The following is a 25,600-nucleotide window of genomic DNA, read 5'->3' on the forward strand; positions in this document are numbered from 1 at the left end:
AACAGCGTGCCAAAGTTTTAAATCGAATGGTTTCACAATCTATCTTTATTACTTTAATTGGGGACCCGTTGTTAAGAAGATTTTTATGAATTCGTTTCAGCATTTGAGCTAATTAGATATTTTTACGTTCGTTTTGAAAGCCACCCATTACATAGATGTTATTTTACCAATCCCACTAGAGCGATTGTTCACCTATGCGATTACCGAAGCGGAAGCCTCGTTTTTAGAAGTAGGTATGCGAGTTGCAGTTCCGTTTGGTAAATCAAAAATATATACCGCTGTTGTATATACGAAGCATAGCAATGCACCAACTGCATATGATGCTAAGGAGATTCATCAGATTTTAGATGATGTTCCTGTGGTAAATGAGAAGCAATTGCAACACTGGAAGTGGATAGCTGATTATTATTTATGCTCTTTAGGAGAAGTTGTGCGATCAGCATTACCATCTGCTTTACTATTAGAAAGCGAAACTTTAGTTTCTTTAAATGATGGTTATTTGTTAGAAGATGGAGTCCATGCTTATGAATCTAAGCTTACTGACGATGAATTTTTACTCATTGAAGCATTACAGCATCAACCTATTCTCAAGATTGATGAGATAAGTAATATTTTAGATAAAAAGAGGGTATTACCTATTATCCATAAATTATTAGAAAAAGACGCCGTTCAGTTAAAAGAAGAAATCTATGAGCAGTATAAGCCAAAACTCATAAAGTATGTTCGTTTAAACGATATATATAGCAATGAGGACAATTTAAATAAATTATTAGATGGTTTAACACGTGCAAAAAAGCAGCGAGAAGTATTATTAACGTACTTTTCGATGAGTGCTTTAAAAAAACCTATAAAAGCTAAAGATTTAATTAATCAAAGCAATGTTTCTGACGCTGTAGTAAGAGCATTGGTTGATAAAAACATCTTAGAATTCTATTATTTACAAGTTGATAGAGTGGATTTAAGTGGTGCAAAAAATGAAATACCGAAATTAACTGAATATCAAATAAATACGTTTAATGAAGTAAATTTTAATTTCAAGGAAAAAGATGTGGTTTTATTACATGGAATTACATCAAGTGGTAAAACCGAAATCTATGCAAATCTAATTGAAAAAGTTATACAAAAGGGGAAGCAAGTTTTGTATTTACTACCCGAAATAGCACTTACAACTCAGTTAATTTCAAGGTTGAGAAGCTACTTTGGAGATAAAATTTCGGTGTTCCATTCTAAGTATACCTTAAATGAGCAGGTAGAAGTATGGAACAATTTATTAAACCGAAAGGAGAAAACACAATTAATTTTAGGAGCTCGTTCTTCAATATTCTTACCTTTTACAGATCTAGGTCTTATTATTGTTGATGAAGAACATGAAACCTCTTATAAGCAATTTGACCCTGCACCTCGTTATCATGCAAGAGACGCCGCAATTGTGTTAGCTAATATTCACAGTGCAAAAGTTGTATTGGGTAGTGCAACTCCATCCATAGAAAGTTATTATAACGCTAAAGAGGGTAAATATGGTCTCACAAGGTTAAATCGAAGATTTGGAAATGTTTTACTTCCCGAAATTGAATTGACAGATATTAAAGAAGGCTATCGAAAAAAGCGAATGAAAGGTCATTTTTCTGATCGTTTATTGATGTTAATAAACGAAGCTTTAGCTGAAAATGAACAAATCATTTTATTTCAAAATAGGCGTGGGTATTCACCTATTGTTGAATGCACTACTTGTGGAGTAGCACCACAATGCCCTAATTGCGATGTAAGCCTAACATATCATAAGTTTAGAGGTGAACTTAAATGCCATTATTGTGGATATAATAGAGCAATGCCACAAACTTGTGCTGCTTGTGGTAATGCCACCTTAGATACTAAAGGGTTTGGTACTGAGCAAATAGAGCTAGAGCTTAAAGAACTCTTTCCTGATGTTAATATTGGTAGAATGGACTTAGACACTACAAGAGGGAAATATGGTTATGAAAAGATAATTAATGCCTTTCAGGCTCATGAAATCGATATTCTAGTAGGTACACAAATGTTGAGTAAAGGATTAGACTTTAGCAACGTTTCTTTGGTTGGTGTTTTGAATGCTGATAATATGTTGAATTTCCCTGATTTTAGAGCACATGAAAAAAGTTTTCAAATGTTAACGCAGGTTTCGGGTAGGGCAGGGCGCGCAAAAAAAAGAGGAAAGGTAGTTATTCAAACATTTAATCCATTTCATCAAATATTGCAACAGGTTACTGTTAATGATTTTGAGACCATGTTTAAGGAGCAACTTCATGATCGTTATCAATATCATTACCCACCAATCATAAGATTGATTAAAATAACACTGAAGCATAAAGATTACTCTAAAGTAAATACTGCTGCTACTTGGTTGGGTAAATCATTAAAAAATTCTTTCCATAACAATGTGCTAGGCCCAACGAGCCCAGCGATCTCCAGAATAAGAAATCAACATATCAAAACGATTTTAATTAAATTACCTAAAGAAAGACCCCTGCGCGAATCAAAGGCCATACTAAAAAAAATAAAGAATAGCTTTCAAAGTATTGCCGAATTTAGATCAGTACGATTAAATATCGATGTAGATAGTTATTAGCAGCATCTATACTAAATAGATTACTTAGGCGTTTTTGTAAAGTAAACTCCCCAGATTATTTAGAAATTCTTTATAAAAGAATATTAATGGGAACAAAAATGAAACTACAGATATTAAGAATTGTTATATTCTTATTTTTTATCACCTCATATACATCTTATAGTCAGTTTTACCATGGAATAGAATTTGGTGTGCACACCAATAACGCTGATTTTATGATTGGCGAATCTGTTGACCCGAGTAGTAAAATTGGCGTTTTTCTTGGATATGTAGCAGAACGTGATCTTTCAGATAATTTATTTATTCGTTTAGGAATTAATTTTAATAGACGTGAGGTTGATGCTATTGCAAGAAGAGGAATTAATACATCTAATGAAAAATGGGGTGTTGATGTGATAGAAATTCCAATTGGTTTAGGATATTATCTTAACTGGAATAGGCGTAATCTTCAGTTTTTTGTCGATGCCGGAGTGAATGTAGGATTTAATGCAAGGGCAATTACCGAAAATGAACAAGAAACTATTCGTTTAGACATTGGTAGCGATGCTGATGTAAAAGGCCTTTCCTTTGGAGGTACGGTTGGTGCAGGACTGTTGATTAAGAAGCGCATAAAATTACGTTTAAGCTATTATAGTAACCTCTCTAGTATCGTTAATACAGAAGGTGACACTTGGAAAAATAATTCAATTGGCCTCTCAATAAATTACTTTTTAAAAGAACGCGAGGTCTATTAGTGCTTGACTAAATACTATTCTATTTATACTTCCCTGTTATAGACAACATAGGTTCTAGCAATTTGATCATGTAGAGATCTTTGCGTTTTAGTTGCGTCAGTCAACAAAACAATAATCTCAATAATAACGATTAAGAAAATTAAGTTTCCAATCCATGTTTGAATAGGATATTCAGAGACTAGAACCTCACTAAATTCCATGAAGCCACTGGTATCAAGAACATTTGGATTTTTAAATGCGAAAAAATAAATTGGAATATATAATAATGAAGGTAGAATCAAAATAGCACTTCTTAACAAAGACTGTTCAAAAGAGATCTGCTTAAAATTATAGTCTAAAACTTTTATTTTTAGTATCATTTTGCCAAGAGTAGCACTGTATTTGCTTTCAAAATAGGGCTTGTAAAGAATGGCGATTATAGCAATTAATAAATAAAAAGCGAAACTCTTAAATTGTACGATATTTAAGAAATTAAGACCACCAGTTACAATGCCAACTAGTATACCATCGAGAATATATGCCCCTGCTCTAGGCCAAAACTTTACATATTCTACACTTTTTTCAAAATCTTCAAACGGGCTCTTGTCCATAGTATTTGATTATGTTGTTAAATTATAATTATCTTTTGCTTAACGAAAAATTTGGATGAATAAGTAAGTTCAAAACAAAAAGTTAAGTATTGTATTTTTCCCAATCCTTACGCAGATCGGAAGAAACAGTACCCGTTCCATCATGCCGCCATCCTGGAGGTTTAACAAAATATTTTAGTCTTCCTATAAAAGGAGTATTCTTTTGAAAAACATCTTTAAACATACCTATCCATTCATGAAACGCCACATAAAGGGGGTTAAAAGAATTGATATTTTTAACCAAACCATATACAGGTTTTTCAATTTCTGGTTCGAATGTACCAAACCATTTATCCCAAATGATAAAAATTCCCGCATGATTTCTATCCAAATATTGCGGATTCGTTGCATGATGCACTCTATGGTGCGAAGGTGTATTAAAAATTGCTTCAAACCAAGTTGGCATCTTTTTTATAAACTCTGTATGTATCCAATATTGGTAGATCAAACTAATCGACATTTGAGCTAAGATCATTGCGGGATGAAACCCTAAAAGAGGTAAGGGTAACCAAAAAACAAATGATAAAAAACTACCACTCCAAGTTTGGCGTAACGCGGTACTTAAGTTATATTTCTGAGAAGAATGATGTACGATGTGACTTGCCCAGAAGAATCTACTTTCATGGCTTACCCTATGGAACCAATAATAAGCAAAGTCATCTGCAAAAAGTACTAAAAGCCATCCCCACCAAACAAACGGTATGGTGAATAACCTAAAATTGTTATAGATATAAATAAAAATGGCAAAGATTAAGGCCTTGCTTATTAAGCCTAAGAAAACATTACCAAGTCCCATGCTCAATGAAGTTAATGCATCTTTAGTTTCATATGCTTTGGTTTTCTCTCTAGTATCAACGATAATTTCTATGATTAACGTGATAATAAAAAAAGGAATTGCATAATGAATAAGGTTTGGTATTTCTGGCACTTGCATAAATGAGCTGTTTAGCTTAATCTCAAAACTACATTTTTTTAATTAATCTATACTGTTTCTCCAAAAATAATATTGTATATTTGCACGCTTAAAAATTAAACATTTAATAACTTTATTATGAATCATTACGAAACTGTTTTCATTTTGAATCCCGTTTTATCTGAAACTCAGGTAAAGGAAACAGTAAAGAAGTTTGAGGACTACTTGGTTTCTAAAGGTGCCGAAATGATACACAAAGAAGATTGGGGCTTAAAAAAATTAGCATATCCAATCCAAAAGAAAAAAACTGGCTTTTATCACTTATTTGAGTACAAAGTAGCTGGTGAAGCGGTTGCTCCTTTTGAATTAGAATTTAGAAGAGATGACAGTGTTATGCGTTATTTAACAGTAAAATTAGATAAGCATGCTGCTGCGTGGGCGGTTACAAGAAAAGAACGTGTTAAACAATCTAAAAACTAAGCTATGGCATCAATAGATCAACAGGCTAAAGAAGGAAACAAAGCAGAGATCAGATATTTAACTCCGTTAGATATTGATACTCAAAAGAAAGAAAAATATTGCCGTTTTAAGAAAAATGGTATTAAATATATCGATTATAAAGATGCAGACTTTTTAATGTATTTAGTAAACGAGCAAGGTAAGATTTTACCACGTCGTTTAACAGGTACATCATTAAAATATCAGCGTAAAGTATCACAAGCAATTAAAAGAGCTCGTCATTTGGCATTAATGCCTTATGTGGGTGATATGTTAAAATAATAAACAGTACGATTATGGAATTGATATTAAAGAAAGACGTTGAGAACTTAGGTTTTATAGACGATATCGTAACTGTTAAGAATGGTTATGGACGTAACTTTTTAATTCCTCAGGGATATGCGGTTTTAGCAACAACTTCTGCTAAGAAAGTATTAGCTGAGAATTTAAAGCAAAGAGCGCATAGAGAAGCAAATATTATTTCTGAAGCAAATAAAACTGCTGAAGCTTTAAAAGCTTTAGAAATTAAAATTGCAGCTAAAGTAGGTGCAGGAGACAAACTATTTGGTTCAGTTAGTAATGCTGATGTTACAGAGGCTATTACAAAAGCTGGTCACGAATTAGATAAAAAATATGTTTCTGTTGCAGGTGGTTTAGTAAAGCGTTTAGGTAAGTATAATGCTAAAGTACGTTTACACAGAGAAGTGGTAATTGAAGTACCATTTGAAGTTGTAGCTGAAGCAAAGAAATAAACATTTGTGAATAATTTCCAATGTTAAGTTTTAAGGCTATCCTTTTTTGGATAGCCTTTTTTTTGTTACTTTCGTAAGGATGTGATTACTATAAGAGCATCTAAACTAAATTCAAATAAACTCAGATAATTATGAAAAAAATGTACTTTTTTGCAGTACTATTCTTTTGTATTGCACTAACTTCATTTGCTCAGGTAACTACCTCTAATATTCGAGGACTGGTAGTAGATGATCAAAATGAGCCTTTACCAGGAGCTAGTGTTGTAGCTGTTCATACTCCTACAGGTACTAAATATGGAGGTTCTACAAACTTTGACGGCCGCTACAACTTACTTAATATGAGAGTAGGAGGACCTTACACCGTTACTATAAGCTATGTAGGCTTTAAAACACAGGAAGTAACTAACGTTTTTTTAACCTTAGGTAAAACGTATTCTTTAGATTTAAGTATGGTTCCTGATAGCCAGCAATTAGATGAAGTAGTAGTTAGAGGTACGGGAGGTAATAATATCTTTGGAAACGATAGAACCGGTTCTGAAACAAGCGTTGGAAGAAGAGAATTAACTACTTTACCAACCATTGCGCGTTCTCAAGCCGATTTTACAAGATTAGAACCTTCTTCAAGCGGCGGTTCTTTTGGAGGCCGAAATGACCAATTCAATAATTTTTCTTTAGATGGTGCAATCTTCAATAACCCATTTGGTCTTGATGCTGCAACACCTGGAGGTCAAACCAATGCACAGCCTGTGTCGTTAGATGCCATCGACCAGATTCAGGTATCTTTGGCTCCTTACGATGTTACACAAGCCGGATTTACCGGTGCATCTGTAAATGCCGTTACAAAAAGCGGTACTAATGAATTTCATGGTACTGTGTATGGCTTTTATAGAGATGAAAATATTACAGGTAGAAAAGTAAAAGGTGATGAATTACCAAAAGCCGAACTTTCACAAAAACAATATGGATTTAGTGTTGGTGGACCAATAGTGAAAAATAAATTATTCTTTTTCATCAATTTTGAAGAGGATAGAAGAGATGATTTAGGTCAAAATTGGTTACCTAATAGAAATTCTGGCGCTATTAATGAATCAAGAGTTTTAGAATCTGATCTTTTAGCTGTACAGTCTGCTTTAAGAGCAGTTGGGTACGAACCTGGAGCTTTTGAAGGGTTTATCCACGAATCTAACTCTACTAAAGGAATATTTAAACTTGATTGGAATATTAATGATAATAACCGTTTAGCGCTTATCTACAATTTTTTAGATGCTTCCCAAGATAAGCCGGCACACCCAACGGCGATTGCATTTAGAGGACCAAGTGCTAACACACTGCAATTTCAAAATTCAGGATATCAAATCAATAATAAGTTAAATTCTGTTCAGTTAGAATTAAACTCAACGATTGGTGATAACATGACGAATAAATTTCAAATTGGTTATACACATTTTGATGATTTTAGAAATCCATTCTCAACACCAGCCCCTTCTATTAATATAACAAGAGAAGGAACTCCTTATATTATTGCCGGACATGAGCCATTTTCTATTCATAATAGACTTGATCAAAAAGTATTTCAAATGACAAACAATTTGAATATTTTTAGTGGAGACCACACTTTCACAGTTGGTTTTTCATACGAAAGATTTCAATTTGATAACTCATTTAATTTAGTAGCGTATGGATTTGATCTTTTTGGAAGTGTAGATATCGCAGACTTCGATGCCAATAATTATGTAGGAGCTATTGAAAATGCTCAAAATGTTTTCGCAGCAAATAATGCAGTACCTCCAGGAACTCCAGGAGGGTGGACTTTGTCAGAGACGAATGTTGGTCAGCTTTCTTTTTATGCTCAAGACGATTGGAGTATTACCGATAGATTTAAAATTACCTATGGTGTACGTTTTGATAAGCCACTATTTTTTGACTCTGCAGAGAACGCACAAGACGTAATTGATAGAGGTTTTGTACTACCAGACCTTCCATATTTCAACCCAAATAATGGTCAAACCGTAACAATTGATAATACGCAAATGCCCGATAATAAATTTTTAATTTCACCGAGATTAGGATTTAACTGGGATGTGAATGGTGACGATACGTTCCAACTGCGTGGAGGAAGTGGTTTGTTTACTGGTCGTTTTCCATTTGTATGGTTAGGAAACCAAATTGCAAACCCAGATGCGTTTTTCTTACAAGCAGTAGATCCAGAATATCAGTTCCCACAAGTATGGAGAACAAATATTGGAGCTGATAAACGTTTTGAAAACGGATTAGTATTGACTGCTGATGTTTCTTATACCAAAGATATTAACGGACCACATGTACAGCATTGGGGCTTAAGACCTCCAACAGGTACTTTACAAGGCGTTGACAATAGATCGGTATACGAAGCAAGTGATATTGCATCGTTTGGCGGAGCTCCTGGAAATGGGCCCTTTGTTTTTACTAATTCTGATAAAGGTAGAATCTGGAATGCTTCATTTAAAGCGCAAAAAACTTGGGAGAACAATATGTATGCGATGTTAGGATATAACTACCTAGATGCGCAAGATGTAAACTCAATTGAGGCAGAAATTACAAGTGATGCCTTTGCTGGTAACCCTGCTGTTGGAAATGTGAATAATGATGTTTTAGGATATTCTAAATATGGAGATAAGCATAGAATTATTGGTGCTGTAAGTAAGAAATGGACTTATGGAAGTGATAAGTGGAGTACTACATTATCAGCATTCTTTGAATATGCACAAGGCGGACGCTTCAACTATACCTATGGAGGTGATATTAATGGTGATGGTTCTGCATTAAATGATTTACTATACGTACCATTGGCTAGTGAAATCAATCAAATGCAATTCTCAGGATCTGGTCAAGCGGCTGCATTCGAAGCATTCATACAGCAAGACGAATACCTAAGAGATAGAAGAGGACAATACGCTGAGCGTTATGCTGCGTTAGCTCCATGGAGAGGTAAATGGGATATGAAATTTATTCAAGAACTTAAAGTGTCTGATGACAATGCAATTCAGTTTAGTATAGATATTTTAAATTTAAGTAATTTATTAAATTCTGATTGGGGTGTAATTGAACAACCAAATAGTGTACAGCCAATAGGTGTATCTGTTGATGCTAATAATGTGCCTACATATACATTTGATACAACACTTACTGAAACTTTTGGTTTTGATACAAGCTTATTATCTAGATGGCAAATGCAATTGGGCTTAAGATATATTTTCTAATTTAAACTAAATTTAATACTTAAAAAACCGTTCTTTTAATGAGCGGTTTTTTTATTTTTGCACTCGCTTAATCAAAGATTAAATGAAGTATAGACAATTAAGTAAAGAGCAGTTTGAAGCACTCAATAAAGAATTTGCACAATTCTTAGCTACGCAACAAATTGATGTAAAGGAATGGAGTGAAATAAAATTGAATAAACCCAAAGTTGCTGAAGAAGAATTGAATCTATTTAGCGACTTGGTTTGGGACGATGCTCTAACAAAAACTAAATACTTAGAACATTTTTCAAAACAGACCGTTAACCTGTTTAAGTGCGATACAAAATCTATTTCTAGATTGGTTGTTAATGTTAATAAACCAGACTTTGACTTTTTCGACAATGAACACTATAAATGGTTTATTGATAATACTAACGATGCTTCCATTGAATTTATGAAAGGTAAAAAGAAGTATAATAAAGAGCGTAATCAAGAACTATTTGACTTAATAGAAAAAGGAGGTGTTATTTCAGATGGAAAGCTTTATGAAAGCTTATATAAATTGATCAATAAAGCTTAAGCAAACTATTTGTCTCTATTGCTTTAATAACCTTTTTTCCTCTATTTTGATAACCAGTACTTCCATAAGGTAGGTTTTTATTAATAACCTGCACTAGCTCAGCATGAATCCAATCAAATTTATGCCCAAGTAAATAGAGTGAATACATTGAGTGCGCTTGAATGGCAATTGCCTTATCAGTGATCATCCAATCGAAACAGACTTCTGTAAATAATTCTAGTATTTTATTATTTAATTTTTCAATAAAAACAGGATTATACTTTATAAAATATTCAACGCAGAACATTTCTATTAACTTGGCACTTGCCCTAACCGAACCATCAAATTTTACTAATTTCAATAGATCACAAAACTCATTTAAATAGGGAAGGAGAATTTTCCGATCCTTCTTAACTGCTAACTCTAATATTCTCGCCGAATAGGCTGAATCTTTTTCATCAACCTTATTCATATTTTCTAATAAAGCCAACATAAGATCTCGATTGGCAATGGCTGAGTTTACTAGAAGTTCTCTATTTTCCCACCGGTATTTACCCTTAACTATTAATGTACTGAATTGTTGTTTATCCATTTAAATAGTTACTAATTAAAATATCCATTCCCTTAGTTGCTTTTTCAGAAATAATGGTTAGGTTATTGAAATCGCGTTCAGATACTGCAGGTTTCGGGTCAATAAAATAAATAGGTGTACTTGGTTGAATATAATGAACTAAGCTGGCGGCAGGATATACCTGCATAGAAGTACCAATAATGATTAGAATATCGGCTTGCTCAGTTATCCTTATAGCTGATTCTAGCATGGGAACTGCTTCACCAAACCAAACAATGTGCGGACGCATTTGCGCTCCATCTTTGGCAAGATCACCTAAAACAATATCTTTTTCCCATGTAAAAACTAAATGCTCATTTTTAGTACTTCGCGCTTTTAATAATTCACCATGTAAGTGCAGCACATCATTACTTCCCGCGCGCTCATGCAAATCATCAACATTTTGAGTAACAATCGTAATTGAATAAGTATTTTCTAAATCGGCCAAAGCCAAATGAGCATTATTGGGTTTTACATGAAATAACTGTCTACGCCTTTGATTATAGAAGTCTAATACTAACTCAGGGTTAGCAGCAAAACCTTGAGGAGAAGCAACTTCCATTACGTCATGCCCTTCCCATAAACCATCAGCGTCTCTAAAGGTATTAATTCCACTCTCTGCACTCATTCCTGCGCCGGTTAATACAACTATTTTTTTCATATTTGCTTTTAAACGAAAATCAGAATATGTTTTTTTACTAAAAATTATTTTAGCTAATTTACATTTTATTTATTCATAAAGATTAATGGTAGATATAGAATTACTTAGTCATTTACAGTCATTTTTAACTGAAAAGAGAAACGAAACCTTTGAGAAGGTTTTAAATCAACGTACAAGACATTTCACTGTGGTTTTAGAAGATATATACCAGAAACATAATACTAGTGCAGTAGTACGAAGTTGCGACGTTTTTGGTTTACAAGATGTTCACATTATAGAAAATAAATATAAGAGCTATGTGTCAAACCAAGTAGCGAAAGGGGCACATAAATGGATTGATTTTCACTATTTTAATAAATTAGAATATAATAATCAACATTGCGTAGATGCCTTACGAGAGAAAGGGTATCAGATCATTGCTACAACACCACATAATAACTCGTGTTTATTACAAGATTTTGATATTACTAAAAAGTCGGCTTTTGTTATGGGAGTAGAAAAGGAAGGTGTCTCACAAGATATAATGAATCAAGCTGACGGCTATTTAAAAATTCCCATGGTTGGTTTTACAGAAAGTTTAAATATCTCTGTGGCAACCGCTATCATTCTTAATGATCTTACCTCTCGCTTAAGAAATTCCAAAATAAAATGGCAACTTTCAGAAGATGAAAAAAATATACTTAGACTAGACTGGTGTAAAAAATCTATTAATAATGTTGATATGATAATTGAGCGTTTTTATTCAGAGAAAAATTGCGACTGAATGTGTAATTCAGATTTTCTTTAGAATTTAAAACTACATTCGGTTACAATATTAGTATGGATAACTTCGTTATCTTTTAATCAAATCAGGTAACTATATGACAACTAACTTAGTATCATGTAATACCTCCCCGCTAGACATTTTTGTTCCTACAGCTTCCAATCCTTGGGATGCTATTAAGGTTCGACACTTACATAATCGCTTAGGTTTTGGAATAAACGCCATTTCTGTAGCGAATGCATTATTAATGTCTCCAGAGGCTTACGTAGATCAATTAATTGACGCTGCAATGGCTTTGACGCCTACCTTAGAGCCAGCATGGGCGCCATTGGATCCGGCAGATTATGCCGCAAATGGATTTACGTATAGCGAAGATGAAAATGAACGTCTAGTTCAGGAAACACAATATACATTTATAAAAGATTTATTAGATAATGGTATTAGAGGCAGGTTAACATTATTCTGGCACAATCATTTTGTTACGATTGCTCACGAATATCAATTTGCAGGATATGCTTTTAGATATTTTCAAGCCTTACAAAGAAATTGCCTTGGTAATTTTAAAGACTTTGTACATGAAATGGGATTAGATGGAGCAATGCTTAAATTTTTAAATGGATTTGAGAATACAGCAGGTAGCCCAAATGAGAATTATGCGCGAGAATTATATGAATTATTCACTTTAGGAGAAGGAAATGGTTATACCGAAGATGATATTGTAGAAACTTCACGTGCTTTAACCGGATATAATGACTATGCAAATGGAGAAAATTCGACAATTCTTTTTAATCCGGATAATTTTGATACCGATGATAAAACATTTTTTGGTCAAACTGGTAATTGGGGATATGACGACGTAATCGACATTGTTTTTGCTCAAAGAACGCAGCTAATAGCACGTTACATTTGCGAGAAAATGTATGTCAATTTTGTAAGCCCGGAAGTTGATGACCAAATTCACCAAAACATCATAAACCCACTTGCCGATATTTTTATAGCCAATAATTTTGACATTGCCCCAGTATTAAGAACGCTCTTTAAAAGTGAGCATTTTTATGATGAAAAGGCAAGGAATACAATTATTAAAAGTCCATTAGATCTTATTATTCAATTTATAACATCATCAGGGTTAAATTTTGGTGATTATGAAATGAATAAAGAATTTATTTATGGAGCTGCTCGTGTTTTTGACCAAAACATATTGAACCCTCCTACAGTTTTTGGATGGCCAGGTAATCGAAATTGGATCAACTCAGGAACAATAACCTTTAGACTGGGTTTCCTGTGTAAAGACGTAATCTATTGGGCATGGCAACAAAACGAGGAACAATTTAGACAATTTGCTATTGACGTTTCAGGAAATAGTAATGATGCCGATTTTGTTGCTACTACCATTTTTGAGGCGATCATGGGGGAAATTCCATATACCACAGATGACTACCAAACAGGCATTGATGTGTTTAAAAGTAGAGTCCCATCTAATTATTTTGACGATAATTTATGGACCTTAAGTTTTGAAGGCGTTCCTCTCGAAGTTCGTGATTTACTAGAATATATAGTCTCCCTACCAGATTATCAACTTAAATAAAGACTTATGTGTTCACCTAAAGATATATACAACATACATTCAAATTGTAATACCGATGACCATAAAAAATGGAACCGTCGTTCATTTATGCAAACACTAGGTTTGGGAGGTGCAGGGGCTACTTTAATGATGAGTGGTATACCAATGGCATTCGGGCAACCTACACCCTTAACAAATGCCTTAGGAAAATCAGAATCAGGTAGAATTCTGTTACTTGTGCGGTTACAAGGAGGTAATGATGGCTTAAATACTATTGTTCCAATTTATGATTATGATCGGTATGCTAATTATAGACCTACGCTGAGGCATGATATGGCAGATATTTATAGATTATCAGCTGATTTTGGCGTACCAAGCTATTTACAAGAATGGATGGAACCTATTTGGGAAGGAGGGTGTATGAAAGTAGTACATGGCACAGGGTATGAAAATCAAAACCTCTCGCATTTTACAGGTACAGATAATATGTCTCGAGGAACCGATGATGAACTGATAGAAACAGGTGTTTATGGCCGATACTTTGAAAGCATTTATCCAGATTATTTATTGAATTTACCTGAAGCACCACCTGCATTACAGATTGGTGGTGTTGGAGATATTATATTAACAGGATCTCAAAGTTCATATGGGTTAACCGTTGCGAATACACGACAGTTACTTCAAATTGCTTCTACCGGAGAATTATTCGATGTTGCTAATGTTCCAGACTGTACTCGAGGGTCACAATTGCAATTCGTTCGAGGAGTATTAAATGCTACGCTAAAGTATTCAGAAGTAATCCAGAACGCATATAACTCTCAAACTAATACTGTAGAATTTCCAGATACAAATTTAGGTAACTCATTAGCAGTTATTTCTCGTACAATCAAAGCAGGTATGGGTACTTGTGTATATATGGTAAATCTTAATGGGTTTGATACACATGCCAATCAACCCGAAAGGCATCAAGAATTACTTTCGGATATTTCTCAATCAATTATGGCGTTTTATCGTGATTTAGAACCAAGTGGTAGAGATAATGACGTATTAACAATGACATTTTCTGAATTTGGTAGAAGAGTACGTGAAAATGGATCAAATGGAACTGATCATGGTACAGCGGCGCCAATGCTGTTATTTGGCCCTTCTTTAAACGGAAGTGGTTTTATTGGTGATCACCCTAGCATGAGTAACCTTACGAGAGGTGGTAATTTACAATACACGCAAGATTATATCAATGTATATGGAACAGTGATGGAACAGTGGTTATGTATTGATCCTGCTATTATCAACCAATCCATACCAAGGCCTTATACACCAATTGATCTCGGATTTAACTGTTCAAGTGGTGTTACAAACCATGATTATTTGATTCGTGAAAGTTTCGAGCATATGCCTATTTATGATGAAGAGCGTGTTTCAATTAGAATAAATAATAACTTTCAAGACAGCTATGAAATCTCATTATATAATGTACTCGGACAAAAAACAGGGATGTTATTTAGTGATGTTTTAGAGCCAGGTCAACATGATATTAGTATAACAGATCAAATGCCACAATTAACTGCAGGAGTCTACATCTACAACATTAATAAGAATAATAGGAACTATAGTAAAAAAGTTGTTATCAGCGGTTAATATATAATCAACTAGTTTTAGTATAAAATAATTCGTAATTTCATAGGCAAATCTTAATCTTTTTGTCATGAAGTTAAACTCCTACCTTATGTTTGATGGTAATTGCGAAGAAGCGATGAACTATTACAAGGATATTTTTGACGGTGAATTTGTAACGCTAATGCGTTACAAAGATGGTCCACCAGAGTTTTCTAACCCGTCTAACGAAAATCTAATAATGCATGTTACCATGCAATTTCATGGAATTGAGTTATTGGCCTCTGATGCTATGATGGCTCCTGTTAACAAGGGAAATAATAATTATTTAAGTATAAGTGTTGATAATGAGGATGAAGCCGTTGCTATTTTTAATAGCCTAGCAGACGGAGGTGTCATAGAAATGCCTTTTAAAGAAGTATTTTGGGGTGGAAAATTTGGTAGTTTGACTGACAAATTTGGAGTTCAATGGATGGTGAGTGCAGAACATACTTCTAATTCTTAAAAGAATTATTGGCCTATGGCGTTTTAATCATTATTAAAAATATAAGGAAGTATCTCATGAAATAAGATTACAAACCTTATATTTGTTTTGGTTTATAGAATTATCTGAATAATTGCTTCATTTGTTTGAAAACTATTTTAAACCAAATAGCCACAGCTTATTTCAAACATTCTTTAGTCTCTCAATTTTCTCTTAAACTATATTATAAACTTTTAAAATAACAAATGGGTAGATCACAACAAACTTTTAATAAGAAAGAAAAAGAAAAGAAACGTTTAAAAAAGAGAGAAGAAAAAGCAAAGAAAAAAGAAGCTAGAAAAGCGGAAAAAGGAGGAGGAATTCCGTTTGCCTATGTAGATCATAATGGAAATCTAACAGATACTCCACCAGATCCTTCTATGAAAGTTAAAATTGATGCCGAGACGATTGACCTAGATTACAAAAAGGAAGAAATAGAAGAAGATCCTGTGCGAAATGGCAAAGTTGCTTTTTTTGATTCTTCAAAAGGCTTTGGTTTTATAACAGATACCGAGAATAACGAAAAGTATTTTACGCACGTTAGCGGATTAATTGATACCATCGCAGAAAATGACAAGGTTACTTTTGAGTTAGAAAAGGGCGCAAGAGGAATGAATGCCGTTCGTGTTAAAAAGAAGTAGAATTTAACAGATTTCAATTAGTTGGCTATCGACTTCAATTTGATCTCCTTTTCTTAATTTTTTTCTAACCCTTATTTCTATTTGTCCATTTACTTTCACTTCTTCATTTTGGATCAAAATTTTTGCATGACCACCTGTTTGTGCAAGTTGTAATACTTTAAGAAGGTTATTTAACTGTATGAACTCTTGGTCATCTTTAAGTTGAAATGCTTTCATTCGTGTTTATTTTGATCAAAATAAATTTTCTGAACTGTAACCAAAGAATCACAATTTTCAACGTAAATTGAAGAAACTCTTTCCTTTATAAATCCGTCGATCCAGTAATAACGGCAGGGTTCTTGGCGAGGCTTACTTTTAGAAAAATCAATATCACCATGGCTTAAAAATAAAGCGATTTCGGTAGAATCTATTTTTTTATTATTCATTAATTGCTGAACTTCAGCGGTATAAGCTCTTTCTTTATTACGTAAGATTTCCAGCATTCTTGCATTAGGAAAATAGTTACATGAAGCATCTTTTCCATTTAAGAAAAATAGTAATGCAATTATTCCTAAAATAAATCCAAACCCGAAAAAGGCAAAACGACGTTTTAAGTCCATTAAATAATCAGTAAATTAATATCTCTATACGGTAAGCTAAACCAATCTGCCACGGCACGATTGGTTAAAATTCCGTGGTAAAAATACATTCCTTTTCTGAGACTTTTATCGAATCTTGCAGCATTTTCTATACCTCCTTCTTCGGCAATATGGAGTAAGTAAGGAGTAAAGATATTACTAATTGATAATGAGGCAGTTCTAGCATATCTTGATGGAATATTTGGCACACAATAATGGATGACACCATGTTTGGTAAATGTTGGATTGTCGTGTGTAGTAATTTCAGAGGTTTCAAAACAACCACCACTATCAATACTTACATCAACAACTATAGCTCCATCTTTCATTTGTTCTACCATATCTTCACTTACAAGAACAGGAGTACGGGTTTTTCCTCTAACGGCTCCTATGGCTACATCGCATCGCATTAGTGCTTTCTGTAATGTTTTTGGCTGCACAGTCGATGTATAAACCGGATGATGTAAACTTTCTTGTAAACGTCTTAGTTTGGTAATTGAATTATCAAATACTTTAACGCGTGCACCTAAGCCCATGGCCGAACGTGCAGCGAATTCACCCACGGTACCAGCACCTAATATCACAACATCTGAAGGAGGAACGCCTCCTATGTTGCCGAATAATAATCCATTGCCCTCATTAGTATTATTCATTAATTCTGCAGCAATAAGTACAGAAGAAATCCCTGCAATTTCACTTAATGATTTTACAACTGGGTATACTCCATGTTCGTCTGTTATAAAGTCAAAAGCAATTGCAGTGATACGCTTTTTAGCAAGTGCTTCAAAGTATTTTTTATTTTGTGTTTTAAGTTGTAAGGCAGAGAATAACACACTTTGTGGGTTCATGTATTCAATTTCCTTTAATGAAGGTGGTTCAACTTTTAAAATGATGTTGCATCCAAAAACTTCTTCAGTGCTATAAGAAATCTTAGCGCCTGCTTCAGAGTACTCATTATCAGAATAATTAGTACCTTCACCTGCACCAGATTCTACTACGATTCTATGCCCGTGATTTGTTAATGCAGCCACGGCATCTGGCGTTAGACAGATTCTTTTTTCCTGTAAATGTGTTTCTTTAGGAATACCGATAAACAATTCACCTTTTTGTTTTTTTATCTCTAGCATTTCTGGTTTTGGCATTAATTCTTCTTTGCTAAAAGGCGAAAATTGTTTTTTACTCATAGTTGGTTATTTGATGGTAATTGTGCGTGTACCATTTTCATTTTTGGTTAAATAAATGGCAACAGCATTTAAAGGTAGTAAATTTTTAATATTATCGGGCCACTCTATCAAACACCAACTATTATTATAGAAATAGTCTTCTATACCAATGTCTAATGCTTCTTCTTCATCATTGATGCGATAAAAATCAAAATGAAAAATGAGCTCTCCATTTTCTGAATGGTATTCATTTACCAAAGAAAATGTAGGCGAAGAAACAATGTCTTGTGAACCCAACTGCTTAACAAGTTCTTTAATAAGAGTAGTTTTGCCTACACCTATTTCTCCGTAAAATAGTAGGGTTTTATCTGAAACCTGCTTAATTAGCTTTTCAACAATATCTGGTAACTTCTCAATGGTATATGATTGATTCATTTCTTTAATTCATTTCCATGGAGTGATACACATTTTGAACATCGTCGTCACCTTCAAGCTTTTCTAATAGTTTTTCTACATCTGCCTGTTCTTCTTCAGATAATTTTTTTGTAGTAGTTGGAATTCTTTCAAATTCAGATGATAAAATTTCAATATTATTTTCCTCTAAATAGCTCTGAATGGCTCCAAATTGCTCAAAAGGAGCATAGATTAATATACCATCTTCGTCTTTAAATACTTCCTCAACTTCAAAATCGATCATTTCTAACTCAAACTCCTCTAAGTCTATTTGTAAACTATCTTCTTTAATTCTAAAGTTACAGGTGTGATCAAACATAAAAACTACAGATCCAGATGTGCCTAAATTGCCTTCACATTTATTAAAAGCTGCTCTTACATTAGCAACCGTTCTGTTGTTATTATCGGTGGCAGTCTCTACAAGCACGGCCACACCATGCGGCGCATAACCTTCAAACAATACTTCTTTATAGTTTTCTGTATTTTTATCAGAAGCTTTCTTGATAGCACGTTCAATATTGTCTTTAGGCATATTGGCAGACTTTGCGTTTTGAACAATCACCCTTAAACGTGAATTTGTTTCAGGATTTGGCCCGCCTTCTTTTACAGCCATTACAATATCTTTACCAATACGAGTAAATGTTTTGGCCATTGCTGACCACCGTTTCATTTTACGTGCTTTTCTAAATTCAAATGCTCTTCCCATTAATTGATTTTAAAAAATTTGTATTTATTAAAAATTGGCGATAAATTTAAGTAAATTATAGATTCTATTTTATGAAAAATCTTCTAATACCTTTCATGCTTATTTTTTTATTTGATATATGCTTTGCCCAGCAATCAATAAAAAGGGAAAAAGCAACTGCAGTTTTATGGGATGCATCATTATCTATGGTAAATAGAGATGTACAAAGAGATTTTTCTTTTTTGACTAATTATTTTAAAGAGTTTCCAGAAATACGCTTGAAAGTCATCGTTTTTAGCAATGAAATAATTGAAGAAAAAGGGTTTGCAATTAGTAATGGTAACTGGAAAAACCTGAGAGATTATCTGTTAAATATAACTTATGATGGCTCTACAAATTTTGAAATACTATCCTCTTTTTTTACTAAAAGAAGCGAAACGCTATTTTTCACTGATGGCTTAAATAATTGCAGTGCATCACCAGAATTACTTGGTTCTAATGATTTTTACATCAATTCCATTATAGAGAATAATACCAAAGTCAAAGCAGTAGAAGAAAATATAATTTCTGGTTTTGTTTATAATGATAATGTTCCATTAAGAAATGTAAAGGTTTCGGTAAAAGGAAGTGATGAATCTGTGATAACAGATAGCCAAGGGAATTTTAAAATAAAGGCGAAACAAAAAGACACTCTTTTATTCGAGTTTGAAGATTATGATACGATTACATATGTAATTGAAAAAAACGATACTATTTTAGTTACCTTTTTTAGTAAAATAGAATCCTTAGATGAGGTAGTTGTGAAGACAAAAGGTTCTTTTGAAGACGAAGTAGTAAATACGGCGACAGGAAAAAGAAATAAAAATGCTGTTGGATATGCCGTACAATCGATCACCAGTGAAGACATTTCACCATCAGTCTCTAATGTTTCTCAAGCTGTGCAAGGAAAATTCTCTGGGGCTAGTTACGGACAAAATCAAGATTTGAGTCAAATTGTAATTAGAGGTGGTTCCAATTCAATTCTATCGAATAATTATGGATTAATTGTAATTGATGGAGTGCCAATGCCAAGATCTTCCTCTGGTTCTGTAGGACTGCTAGATGATGCTCCACAACGCACAAACGCTACAGGAGGTCTAAACTCAGTTCAAGGAACTAGTTATTTAGATCCGAATAATATTGAGAGTGTAACCATCTTAAAAGGACTTGCAGCGACAAATAGATATGGTTCACTTGGAAATAACGGTGTGATATTAATTACAACAAAAGGAGCGGGTGTTAAGATTGGTGATACAAATAAGAGCTTAAAAATATTGAACAATAATATTTATACTGATGAAACCATTAAGTATGATAAAGAAAAAAGAGCTATTCCGTATATTAAAGAACTTAGTAAGTTTAAAACTGTAAAAAAAGCCTATCACCATTATTTAGTTCAAAGACTTCAATATTTAAATTCACCGGAGTATTTTTTAAACGTCTACGATTTTTTTAAAAAAACAAATAAACCTGTTGCTAAAAAAATTCTATCTAATTTACTAGAGCTATTTTCAAATAACCTAAGTGTATTGAAGTTGTTAGCTTTTAAATATGATTTTGACAAAGAATATGATTTAGCACTTGGTATCTATAAAAAAATATTAGAACAAAATCCTACCTACGCTCAATCTTATTTAGATGTTGCAAATGCACTTGCAAATCTTAAAGAATCTGAGAAATCATTAAACCGATTCAAGGAAATTACAAGCGCTGAAATAACAGCTAAAATTGATGTATCTGGATTATCAAAAACTATAGATAATGATTTTAGAAATCTAATTAGAAAACACAAAAAAGAGATTGGTGTTGTTGGGATGCCACCGAAATATTTACATAATACACAATATGATGCACGTTTGGTTGTGCAATGGAATAATCCCAGTGCAGAATTTGTAGTTCAATTTGTAAATCCCTTAAAAAGATATATTACATGGAATCATACAAATAGCTCAAATAGTTCAAGATTAAAAGATGAATTGACCAAAGGGTATTTTACGGAAGAGTTTCACATTGATGGTGATATAAAAGAACTAAAAGGGGAGTGGATTATGAATATTAAAGATTTAAACAGTACTGCGATGATTCCTAACTATTATAAAATCGAGCTATACACTGATTTTGGTAGAGCAAGCCAAACAAAGAAGGAATTCCTTTTTACGTCTGATAAATCTGGAGAAAATGAAAATGTTTTAAAGTTCTTAATCAATTAAGAATTCTTGGGTATCTACCTGTGCGTTCGAATTCTTCCTTCGCCATCATATGCGTTTTTTCAAACATTTCTAAGTCAGTAAATTTGCATATACCATAAGAATAATGATATTTTATAATTTCTAGATCTTCTTTTCTAAACCTTTTTTTATTACTGCTACAGGTTGAAAAAATACTTTTGCAGGGCACCATAGAAGTGCTATTAAAATGACCGATTGATTTCAAGAAGTTCTGAATAATATGGTTCGTATTTGATTGTTTGTTCTTAAATTTAGTAACATTTATTTCAAACTTCGTGTCATAAATCCTACTTTTTCTCCAGAAATTATAGTAACCTATATACTTATTATTTCTAATATTATTAGAATATTTGTAAGTGTGCTTATCGTCTATCTGGTAGACGATGTAATTAGATTTTTCAATATCACTTACAATTGAAATATTGAGAGAATCTACTTCTTTGGTTAACGTTGCAGACAATCTTACAATCATTCTTTTATAACGCTCGTCTACTGATTTACTAAAAAATATTTTAATAGGCTGATTCCATAGCCTCATGTACATTTTTCTCTTTTGAATGGTATCAATATTGGAGTATTTTCTATAGACAATATCCTTATAGATCTCTAAAAATGAAGAATCTTTTGGTTCATATGGAACCGATTTTCTTTTGTGCTTTTTAGCTTGCGTTGCAACTAAGGTATCATTTCCTTTTATGATAAAGTTTAAGGAGTCTTTTTTTGTTAAACTTTTACCATATAACTTCTTATATGACTTGAGTGTAACATAATGCCTCGGTTTAAGTGAATCTTTTTTTGATTTTTGTGCGTAGGTAAATGTTACGAAAGATATCAAAAAGAAAAAAATAATCTTCTTCATATTTATACCTGGAGTACCCCTAAATTAAAAGGTTTCTTAATCGGAGCATGATCAGCAGCTTCTATACCCATTGAGATCCATGTTCTCGTTTCTAAGGGATCAATAACAGCATCTGTCCAAATACGCGCTGCAGCATAATATGGAGATACTTGAGTATCATATCGCGACTTTATCTTATTAAAAAGTTCTTCTTCTTTTTCTTTCGTGATTTCTTCACCTTTTTTCTTTAAGGCAGCAGTTTCTATTTGTAAAAGTACTTTAGCGGCAGAATTCCCACTCATTACGGCGAGTTCTGCACTTGGCCATGCAACAATTAGTCTTGGATCGTAGGCTTTACCACACATTGCGTAATTACCTGCACCATATGAATTTCCTATTACAATGGTAAATTTAGGAACCACAGAATTACTTACCGCATTTACCATTTTTGCACCATCTTTAATAATACCACCATGTTCTGATTTGCTACCAACCATAAAACCAGTAACGTCTTGTAAGAATACTAACGGAATCTTTTTTTGATTACAATTAGCTATAAATCGAGTTGCTTTATCAGCACTGTCAGAATAGATAACACCACCAAATTGCATTTCACTTGGTTTCGTTTTAGCCTTAGTGGTTTTTACAATTTTACGTTGATTTGCTATGATACCAACCGCCCAACCATCTATACGAGCATAAGCTGTTATAATTGTTTGCCCATAACCAGCTTTATATTCGTCAAATTCTGAATTATCAACTAAACGCTTTATAATTTCATACATATCATATTGACCTGCTCTAGATCTAGGTAATATGCCATAGATATCTCGTTCTTCTTCTTTGGGCTTTATGGAGTCAACTCGATTATATCCCGCCTTTTCAAAGGAGCCAATCTTACCCATTATATTTTTAATGGTTGTTAATGCATCTTTATCGTCTTTAGCCTTATAATCTGTTACCCCAGAAACTTCACAATGTGTTGTTGCGCCTCCAAGAGTTTCATTATCTATAGATTCTCCAATAGCCGCTTTAACCAAATAACTTCCAGCCAAAAATATACTACCTGTTTTATCTACAATTAATGCTTCGTCGCTCATAATTGGTAAATAGGCACCACCAGCAACGCAACTCCCCATTACCGCAGCAATTTGAGTAATACCCATACTGCTCATTACTGCATTATTTTTAAAAATGCGCCCAAAGTGTTCTTTATCTGGAAAAATTTCATCTTGCATTGGTAAATACACGCCAGCAGAATCTACTAAATAAATAATTGGTAACCGATTTTCAATAGCAATCTCTTGGGCTCTTAAATTCTTTTTTCCAGTAATTGGAAACCAAGCGCCCGCTTTAACAGTAGCATCATTAGCAACAACGATACATTGTTTACCTTGAACATAGCCTATCTTTACAACAACACCTCCAGAAGGGCAACCACCATGTTCTTTATACATTTCTTCTCCGGCAAACGCACCAATTTCTATTGCTGGCTTTTTGGAGTCTAGTAAAAAATCAATACGCTCCCTTGCCGTAAGCTTCCCTTTTTCATGATGCTTATCGATGCGTTTTTGCCCACCACCGAGCTTAACTTTTGCAAGACGCTTACGTAATTCAGAAACTAATAATTTATTATGATCTTCGTTTTTGTTGAAGTTGATATCCATTAAATTTGTACTGTTTATGACTTGCGCTAAAATACAAAATTGTAGAAACCAAATTGAGATAATTTAGCATGAAAGATTAAAACTTCTCAATAATTTCTTCAACTTTCTGCTCTATTTCTTTATGTCTTTTACGCTTATCAAGCTTATAAGCATCATTTGCTCTTTCGTTGCAATCCTTAATAGCACAGGTTTCACAAGTGACGCCGACTTTTTTTGTTGTTATAGAAGAATCATTTAAAAACTTAATATGTTTTTTTAAATGAGGAGAAATAAGCATTCCAAGTGAAACGCTTCTATTAATATCTTTTTTAAACGGATCTGTTGTAGCCGATGAAAAAACCAAATACTGCGTGTTATTTTGAGGGTAATCAGAAATTTGCACATCAAATACATGACTTTGATCGTTTTCATTTTCAAGAACATTTAAGGTTCTTAACGACACCCATCTCCTACAATAGTGTTCTTGTAATTCATTAGCATGGGGGGCTTGTTGCTGTGTAATATGTAGCTCTTTATTAAGTCTATAGGTATTTTGGCCAACTTTGTGGGTAAAACGCAAAAAGAATAGATTTTTAAAATGAAAATGCCTAGGTAGAATATTGGTTAGTCGTTGATAGAATGTTTCAGGAGAATTTGTGAATTTCAGCATTAACTTAGTAAAAGAGTCTTTGCTAAATGTATCTTTCTGAAAGAACTCTTTCAATTCTTTTATTAGGCGATCTTTAGGTATTAATAAGGCGCCTGCGAAGTAAGAAGCCAGAAAATTGTTTAAAACCTGATCAAACCCGTCAAATTTAATCCAAGGGAATGTATATAACCTGTCATTGGTTTCCATATAATTATATGCAATTTCCTTTGCATAAATAAATCGTTTTTGAGATTCGTCTATCTTTTTGCTTATAAGTAATGTTTTCTTTTTAGGGATAAAGATTGACCTTAATTCCTCAAGATTATCATGCTTTGAGAGCTCTTTATTATCAATGCTATAATTGTATTCTTCGGTAAGAATTTCTTCTAACTCTTGGGTAGTTACCTGTGTAGTAAGGTCAATATGATATGCTTTAGCGAATGTTTCAACCGAGTTTTCAATTTCTTCAAAATAATTATTCTGTGCTTCCTGATAGGAGCGAAGTGCCGCCAAAAAGAAGCTCTCTCTTGAAACACTATAATGTTGTGCTATCTTTATTAAGGTGCTAATAAATGCATTTACTTTTACAGGTGCATTCGCTATAATATCTATCAAGTTACTTTCTTTAATACCAAAAACTTCTAGGGGTATTTCTTTTAAAATTTTCGATTGTAAAATTTCACCAATTGGAGCCAGATTTTTATCCAGTTTTAAAGATACCATATGGTCATATGGAACCTCCAATGCTTCAGATAGAACCACAATTTTATCAGTTTTAGGGTATTTTTTTCCTTTTTCAATTTCGTTAAGATAAGATTTTGAAAGGCCTGTTAATTTAGAAAGACCAAACAACGAAAGATCCTTTTCAGTTCTTATCTGCTTGACTTTCAGTCCGAAAATTAGTCGAATATACTCTTCTTCTACCGCCATTTACTTTAATATTTATGTTTGCGAAAATACAAATTTTTATGAATTATAAAAATTTAGCGAACGTT

General features: G+C 33.3%; 25 protein-coding genes. 13 read left to right on the plus strand and 12 right to left on the minus strand.

All coding sequences use genetic code 11. From position 1 onward, the window contains the following. The first annotated feature begins 133 nt into the window (after nucleotides 1–133). Nucleotides 134–2,605 carry a replication restart helicase PriA gene (priA, locus tag AC1EUU_RS02790; RefSeq protein WP_480199855.1) on the plus strand — a complete coding sequence of 824 codons (2,472 nt, stop codon included), beginning with the start codon at nucleotides 134–136 and terminating at the stop codon, nucleotides 2,603–2,605. Between the two features lie 86 nt (nucleotides 2,606–2,691). Continuing rightward, nucleotides 2,692–3,339 (plus strand): porin family protein, encoded by a 648-nt coding sequence (locus AC1EUU_RS02795; protein WP_480199856.1) that lies wholly within the window; start codon nucleotides 2,692–2,694, stop codon nucleotides 3,337–3,339. Between the two features lie 23 nt (nucleotides 3,340–3,362). Here the strand turns inward: AC1EUU_RS02795 and AC1EUU_RS02800 are convergent, their stop codons facing one another. Together AC1EUU_RS02800 and AC1EUU_RS02805 are read right to left on the minus strand one after the other, a co-directional pair. Beyond that, nucleotides 3,363–3,929, minus strand: coding sequence for an RDD family protein (locus tag AC1EUU_RS02800; RefSeq protein WP_480199857.1), 567 nt, complete (start codon nucleotides 3,927–3,929; stop codon nucleotides 3,363–3,365). An 82-nt stretch (nucleotides 3,930–4,011) separates the two neighbouring features. Beyond that, nucleotides 4,012–4,902, minus strand: coding sequence for a sterol desaturase family protein (locus tag AC1EUU_RS02805; protein WP_480199858.1), 891 nt, complete (start codon nucleotides 4,900–4,902; stop codon nucleotides 4,012–4,014). A 117-nt stretch (nucleotides 4,903–5,019) separates the two neighbouring features. Here AC1EUU_RS02805 and rpsF point away from each other — a divergent pair, with 117 nt between their 5' ends. The 5 genes from rpsF to AC1EUU_RS02830 all read left to right on the plus strand — a co-directional run bounded on the left by rpsF (nucleotide 5,020) and on the right by AC1EUU_RS02830 (nucleotide 9,929). Next, nucleotides 5,020–5,361, plus strand: a complete 342-nt coding sequence (gene rpsF, locus AC1EUU_RS02810) for a 30S ribosomal protein S6 (RefSeq protein WP_480199859.1) — start codon at nucleotides 5,020–5,022, stop codon at nucleotides 5,359–5,361. A 3-nt stretch (nucleotides 5,362–5,364) separates the two neighbouring features. Beyond that, complete coding sequence (rpsR, locus tag AC1EUU_RS02815) at nucleotides 5,365–5,661, plus strand: 30S ribosomal protein S18 (RefSeq protein ID WP_480197802.1); 297 nt, start codon at nucleotides 5,365–5,367, stop codon at nucleotides 5,659–5,661. 14 nt (nucleotides 5,662–5,675) lie between these two features. Next, nucleotides 5,676–6,131 carry a 50S ribosomal protein L9 gene (rplI, locus tag AC1EUU_RS02820; RefSeq protein WP_480199860.1) on the plus strand — a complete coding sequence of 152 codons (456 nt, stop codon included), beginning with the start codon at nucleotides 5,676–5,678 and terminating at the stop codon, nucleotides 6,129–6,131. Between the two features lie 131 nt (nucleotides 6,132–6,262). Then, the gene (locus tag AC1EUU_RS02825; RefSeq protein WP_480199861.1) at nucleotides 6,263–9,370 is read left to right on the plus strand and encodes a TonB-dependent receptor; all 3,108 of its coding nucleotides are present in this window, start codon (nucleotides 6,263–6,265) and stop codon (nucleotides 9,368–9,370) included. Nucleotides 9,371–9,452: 82 nt separating this feature from the next. Next, entirely contained in the window at nucleotides 9,453–9,929 is a 477-nt protein-coding gene (locus AC1EUU_RS02830; RefSeq protein ID WP_480199862.1) for a DUF6495 family protein, read from the plus strand. Here AC1EUU_RS02830 and AC1EUU_RS02835 read toward each other — a convergent pair. Then, on the minus strand, nucleotides 9,916–10,500 hold the full coding sequence (locus AC1EUU_RS02835; RefSeq protein ID WP_480199863.1) for a hypothetical protein: 585 nt from the start codon (nucleotides 10,498–10,500) through the stop codon (nucleotides 9,916–9,918). The genes AC1EUU_RS02830 and AC1EUU_RS02835 overlap by 14 nt on opposite strands. Beyond that, the gene (locus AC1EUU_RS02840) at nucleotides 10,493–11,179 is read right to left on the minus strand and encodes an SIR2 family NAD-dependent protein deacylase (RefSeq protein WP_480199864.1); all 687 of its coding nucleotides are present in this window, start codon (nucleotides 11,177–11,179) and stop codon (nucleotides 10,493–10,495) included. Before AC1EUU_RS02840 ends, AC1EUU_RS02835 begins: the two co-directional genes overlap by 8 nt. 85 nt (nucleotides 11,180–11,264) lie before the next feature. Between AC1EUU_RS02840 and AC1EUU_RS02845 the strand changes: the two genes are divergently transcribed. From AC1EUU_RS02845 to AC1EUU_RS02865, 5 genes are all read left to right on the plus strand, one after another. Then, entirely contained in the window at nucleotides 11,265–11,942 is a 678-nt protein-coding gene (locus AC1EUU_RS02845) for a TrmH family RNA methyltransferase (RefSeq protein ID WP_480199865.1), read from the plus strand. Nucleotides 11,943–12,039: 97 nt separating this feature from the next. Beyond that, nucleotides 12,040–13,530 carry a DUF1800 domain-containing protein gene (locus AC1EUU_RS02850; RefSeq protein ID WP_480199866.1) on the plus strand — a complete coding sequence of 497 codons (1,491 nt, stop codon included), beginning with the start codon at nucleotides 12,040–12,042 and terminating at the stop codon, nucleotides 13,528–13,530. Nucleotides 13,531–13,536: 6 nt separating this feature from the next. After that, the gene (locus tag AC1EUU_RS02855) at nucleotides 13,537–15,147 is read left to right on the plus strand and encodes a DUF1501 domain-containing protein (RefSeq protein WP_480199867.1); all 1,611 of its coding nucleotides are present in this window, start codon (nucleotides 13,537–13,539) and stop codon (nucleotides 15,145–15,147) included. Between the two features lie 67 nt (nucleotides 15,148–15,214). Further along, nucleotides 15,215–15,628: a VOC family protein gene (locus AC1EUU_RS02860; RefSeq protein WP_480199868.1), complete on the plus strand. Its 414-nt coding sequence runs from the start codon at nucleotides 15,215–15,217 to the stop codon at nucleotides 15,626–15,628. 224 nt (nucleotides 15,629–15,852) lie between these two features. Then, nucleotides 15,853–16,287, plus strand: coding sequence for a cold-shock protein (locus AC1EUU_RS02865; protein WP_480199869.1), 435 nt, complete (start codon nucleotides 15,853–15,855; stop codon nucleotides 16,285–16,287). A 3-nt stretch (nucleotides 16,288–16,290) separates the two neighbouring features. Here AC1EUU_RS02865 and AC1EUU_RS02870 read toward each other — a convergent pair whose 3' ends face one another. The 5 genes from AC1EUU_RS02870 to AC1EUU_RS02890 are packed head-to-tail and all read right to left on the minus strand — an operon-like array spanning nucleotide 16,291 to nucleotide 19,226. Further along, nucleotides 16,291–16,503, minus strand: a complete 213-nt coding sequence (locus tag AC1EUU_RS02870; RefSeq protein ID WP_480199870.1) for an RNA-binding S4 domain-containing protein — start codon at nucleotides 16,501–16,503, stop codon at nucleotides 16,291–16,293. Beyond that, nucleotides 16,500–16,886 (minus strand): hypothetical protein, encoded by a 387-nt coding sequence (locus AC1EUU_RS02875; protein ID WP_480199871.1) that lies wholly within the window; start codon nucleotides 16,884–16,886, stop codon nucleotides 16,500–16,502. The genes AC1EUU_RS02870 and AC1EUU_RS02875 overlap by 4 nt, the downstream gene beginning before the upstream one ends. Next, a complete protein-coding gene (locus AC1EUU_RS02880; RefSeq protein WP_480199872.1) occupies nucleotides 16,886–18,088 on the minus strand; it encodes an alanine dehydrogenase in 1,203 nt (400 codons plus the stop codon). Before AC1EUU_RS02880 ends, AC1EUU_RS02875 begins: the two co-directional genes overlap by 1 nt. 6 nt (nucleotides 18,089–18,094) lie before the next feature. Further along, nucleotides 18,095–18,502, minus strand: coding sequence for a tRNA (adenosine(37)-N6)-threonylcarbamoyltransferase complex ATPase subunit type 1 TsaE (gene tsaE, locus AC1EUU_RS02885; protein ID WP_480199873.1), 408 nt, complete (start codon nucleotides 18,500–18,502; stop codon nucleotides 18,095–18,097). Nucleotides 18,503–18,506: 4 nt separating this feature from the next. Beyond that, nucleotides 18,507–19,226 (minus strand): YebC/PmpR family DNA-binding transcriptional regulator, encoded by a 720-nt coding sequence (locus AC1EUU_RS02890; RefSeq protein ID WP_480199874.1) that lies wholly within the window; start codon nucleotides 19,224–19,226, stop codon nucleotides 18,507–18,509. 71 nt (nucleotides 19,227–19,297) lie between these two features. Between AC1EUU_RS02890 and AC1EUU_RS02895 the strand changes: the two genes are divergently transcribed. After that, the gene (locus AC1EUU_RS02895) at nucleotides 19,298–21,454 is read left to right on the plus strand and encodes a TonB-dependent receptor plug domain-containing protein (protein WP_480199875.1); all 2,157 of its coding nucleotides are present in this window, start codon (nucleotides 19,298–19,300) and stop codon (nucleotides 21,452–21,454) included. Here AC1EUU_RS02895 and AC1EUU_RS02900 read toward each other — a convergent pair. From AC1EUU_RS02900 to AC1EUU_RS02910, 3 genes are all read right to left on the minus strand, one after another. Next, a complete protein-coding gene (locus AC1EUU_RS02900) occupies nucleotides 21,447–22,331 on the minus strand; it encodes a hypothetical protein (RefSeq protein WP_480199876.1) in 885 nt (294 codons plus the stop codon). The genes AC1EUU_RS02895 and AC1EUU_RS02900 overlap by 8 nt on opposite strands. 2 nt (nucleotides 22,332–22,333) lie before the next feature. After that, complete coding sequence (locus AC1EUU_RS02905; protein WP_480199877.1) at nucleotides 22,334–23,977, minus strand: acyl-CoA carboxylase subunit beta; 1,644 nt, start codon at nucleotides 23,975–23,977, stop codon at nucleotides 22,334–22,336. Between the two features lie 76 nt (nucleotides 23,978–24,053). Continuing rightward, entirely contained in the window at nucleotides 24,054–25,535 is a 1,482-nt protein-coding gene (locus tag AC1EUU_RS02910) for a helix-turn-helix domain-containing protein (protein ID WP_480199878.1), read from the minus strand. Nucleotides 25,536–25,600 lie beyond the last annotated feature (65 nt).

The sequence above is a fragment of the Maritimimonas sp. 2205BS37-2 genome, from assembly GCF_056591755.1.

Excerpts from the sequence above, each read along its gene's own strand:
- rpsF (WP_480199859.1), top strand. The coding sequence starts at position 5,020 with ATGAATCATTACGAAACTGTTTTCATTTTGAATCCCGTTTTATCTGAA.
- AC1EUU_RS02840 (WP_480199864.1), bottom strand. The coding sequence starts at position 11,179 with ATGAAAAAAATAGTTGTATTAACCGGCGCAGGAATGAGTGCAGAGAGT.
- rplI (WP_480199860.1), top strand. The coding sequence starts at position 5,676 with ATGGAATTGATATTAAAGAAAGACGTTGAGAACTTAGGTTTTATAGAC.
- AC1EUU_RS02865 (WP_480199869.1), top strand. The coding sequence starts at position 15,853 with ATGGGTAGATCACAACAAACTTTTAATAAGAAAGAAAAAGAAAAGAAA.
- AC1EUU_RS02800 (WP_480199857.1), bottom strand. The coding sequence starts at position 3,929 with ATGGACAAGAGCCCGTTTGAAGATTTTGAAAAAAGTGTAGAATATGTA.
- rpsR (WP_480197802.1), top strand. The coding sequence starts at position 5,365 with ATGGCATCAATAGATCAACAGGCTAAAGAAGGAAACAAAGCAGAGATC.
- AC1EUU_RS02825 (WP_480199861.1), top strand. The coding sequence starts at position 6,263 with ATGAAAAAAATGTACTTTTTTGCAGTACTATTCTTTTGTATTGCACTA.
- AC1EUU_RS02845 (WP_480199865.1), top strand. The coding sequence starts at position 11,265 with ATGGTAGATATAGAATTACTTAGTCATTTACAGTCATTTTTAACTGAA.
- AC1EUU_RS02870 (WP_480199870.1), bottom strand. The coding sequence starts at position 16,503 with ATGAAAGCATTTCAACTTAAAGATGACCAAGAGTTCATACAGTTAAAT.
- AC1EUU_RS02855 (WP_480199867.1), top strand. The coding sequence starts at position 13,537 with ATGTGTTCACCTAAAGATATATACAACATACATTCAAATTGTAATACC.
- AC1EUU_RS02805 (WP_480199858.1), bottom strand. The coding sequence starts at position 4,902 with ATGCAAGTGCCAGAAATACCAAACCTTATTCATTATGCAATTCCTTTT.
- AC1EUU_RS02860 (WP_480199868.1), top strand. The coding sequence starts at position 15,215 with ATGAAGTTAAACTCCTACCTTATGTTTGATGGTAATTGCGAAGAAGCG.
- AC1EUU_RS02880 (WP_480199872.1), bottom strand. The coding sequence starts at position 18,088 with ATGAGTAAAAAACAATTTTCGCCTTTTAGCAAAGAAGAATTAATGCCA.
- AC1EUU_RS02830 (WP_480199862.1), top strand. The coding sequence starts at position 9,453 with ATGAAGTATAGACAATTAAGTAAAGAGCAGTTTGAAGCACTCAATAAA.
- AC1EUU_RS02910 (WP_480199878.1), bottom strand. The coding sequence starts at position 25,535 with ATGGCGGTAGAAGAAGAGTATATTCGACTAATTTTCGGACTGAAAGTC.
- AC1EUU_RS02890 (WP_480199874.1), bottom strand. The coding sequence starts at position 19,226 with ATGGGAAGAGCATTTGAATTTAGAAAAGCACGTAAAATGAAACGGTGG.
- AC1EUU_RS02795 (WP_480199856.1), top strand. The coding sequence starts at position 2,692 with ATGGGAACAAAAATGAAACTACAGATATTAAGAATTGTTATATTCTTA.
- AC1EUU_RS02835 (WP_480199863.1), bottom strand. The coding sequence starts at position 10,500 with ATGGATAAACAACAATTCAGTACATTAATAGTTAAGGGTAAATACCGG.
- AC1EUU_RS02875 (WP_480199871.1), bottom strand. The coding sequence starts at position 16,886 with ATGGACTTAAAACGTCGTTTTGCCTTTTTCGGGTTTGGATTTATTTTA.
- AC1EUU_RS02895 (WP_480199875.1), top strand. The coding sequence starts at position 19,298 with ATGAAAAATCTTCTAATACCTTTCATGCTTATTTTTTTATTTGATATA.
- AC1EUU_RS02900 (WP_480199876.1), bottom strand. The coding sequence starts at position 22,331 with ATGAAGAAGATTATTTTTTTCTTTTTGATATCTTTCGTAACATTTACC.
- AC1EUU_RS02905 (WP_480199877.1), bottom strand. The coding sequence starts at position 23,977 with ATGGATATCAACTTCAACAAAAACGAAGATCATAATAAATTATTAGTT.
- AC1EUU_RS02850 (WP_480199866.1), top strand. The coding sequence starts at position 12,040 with ATGACAACTAACTTAGTATCATGTAATACCTCCCCGCTAGACATTTTT.
- tsaE (WP_480199873.1), bottom strand. The coding sequence starts at position 18,502 with ATGAATCAATCATATACCATTGAGAAGTTACCAGATATTGTTGAAAAG.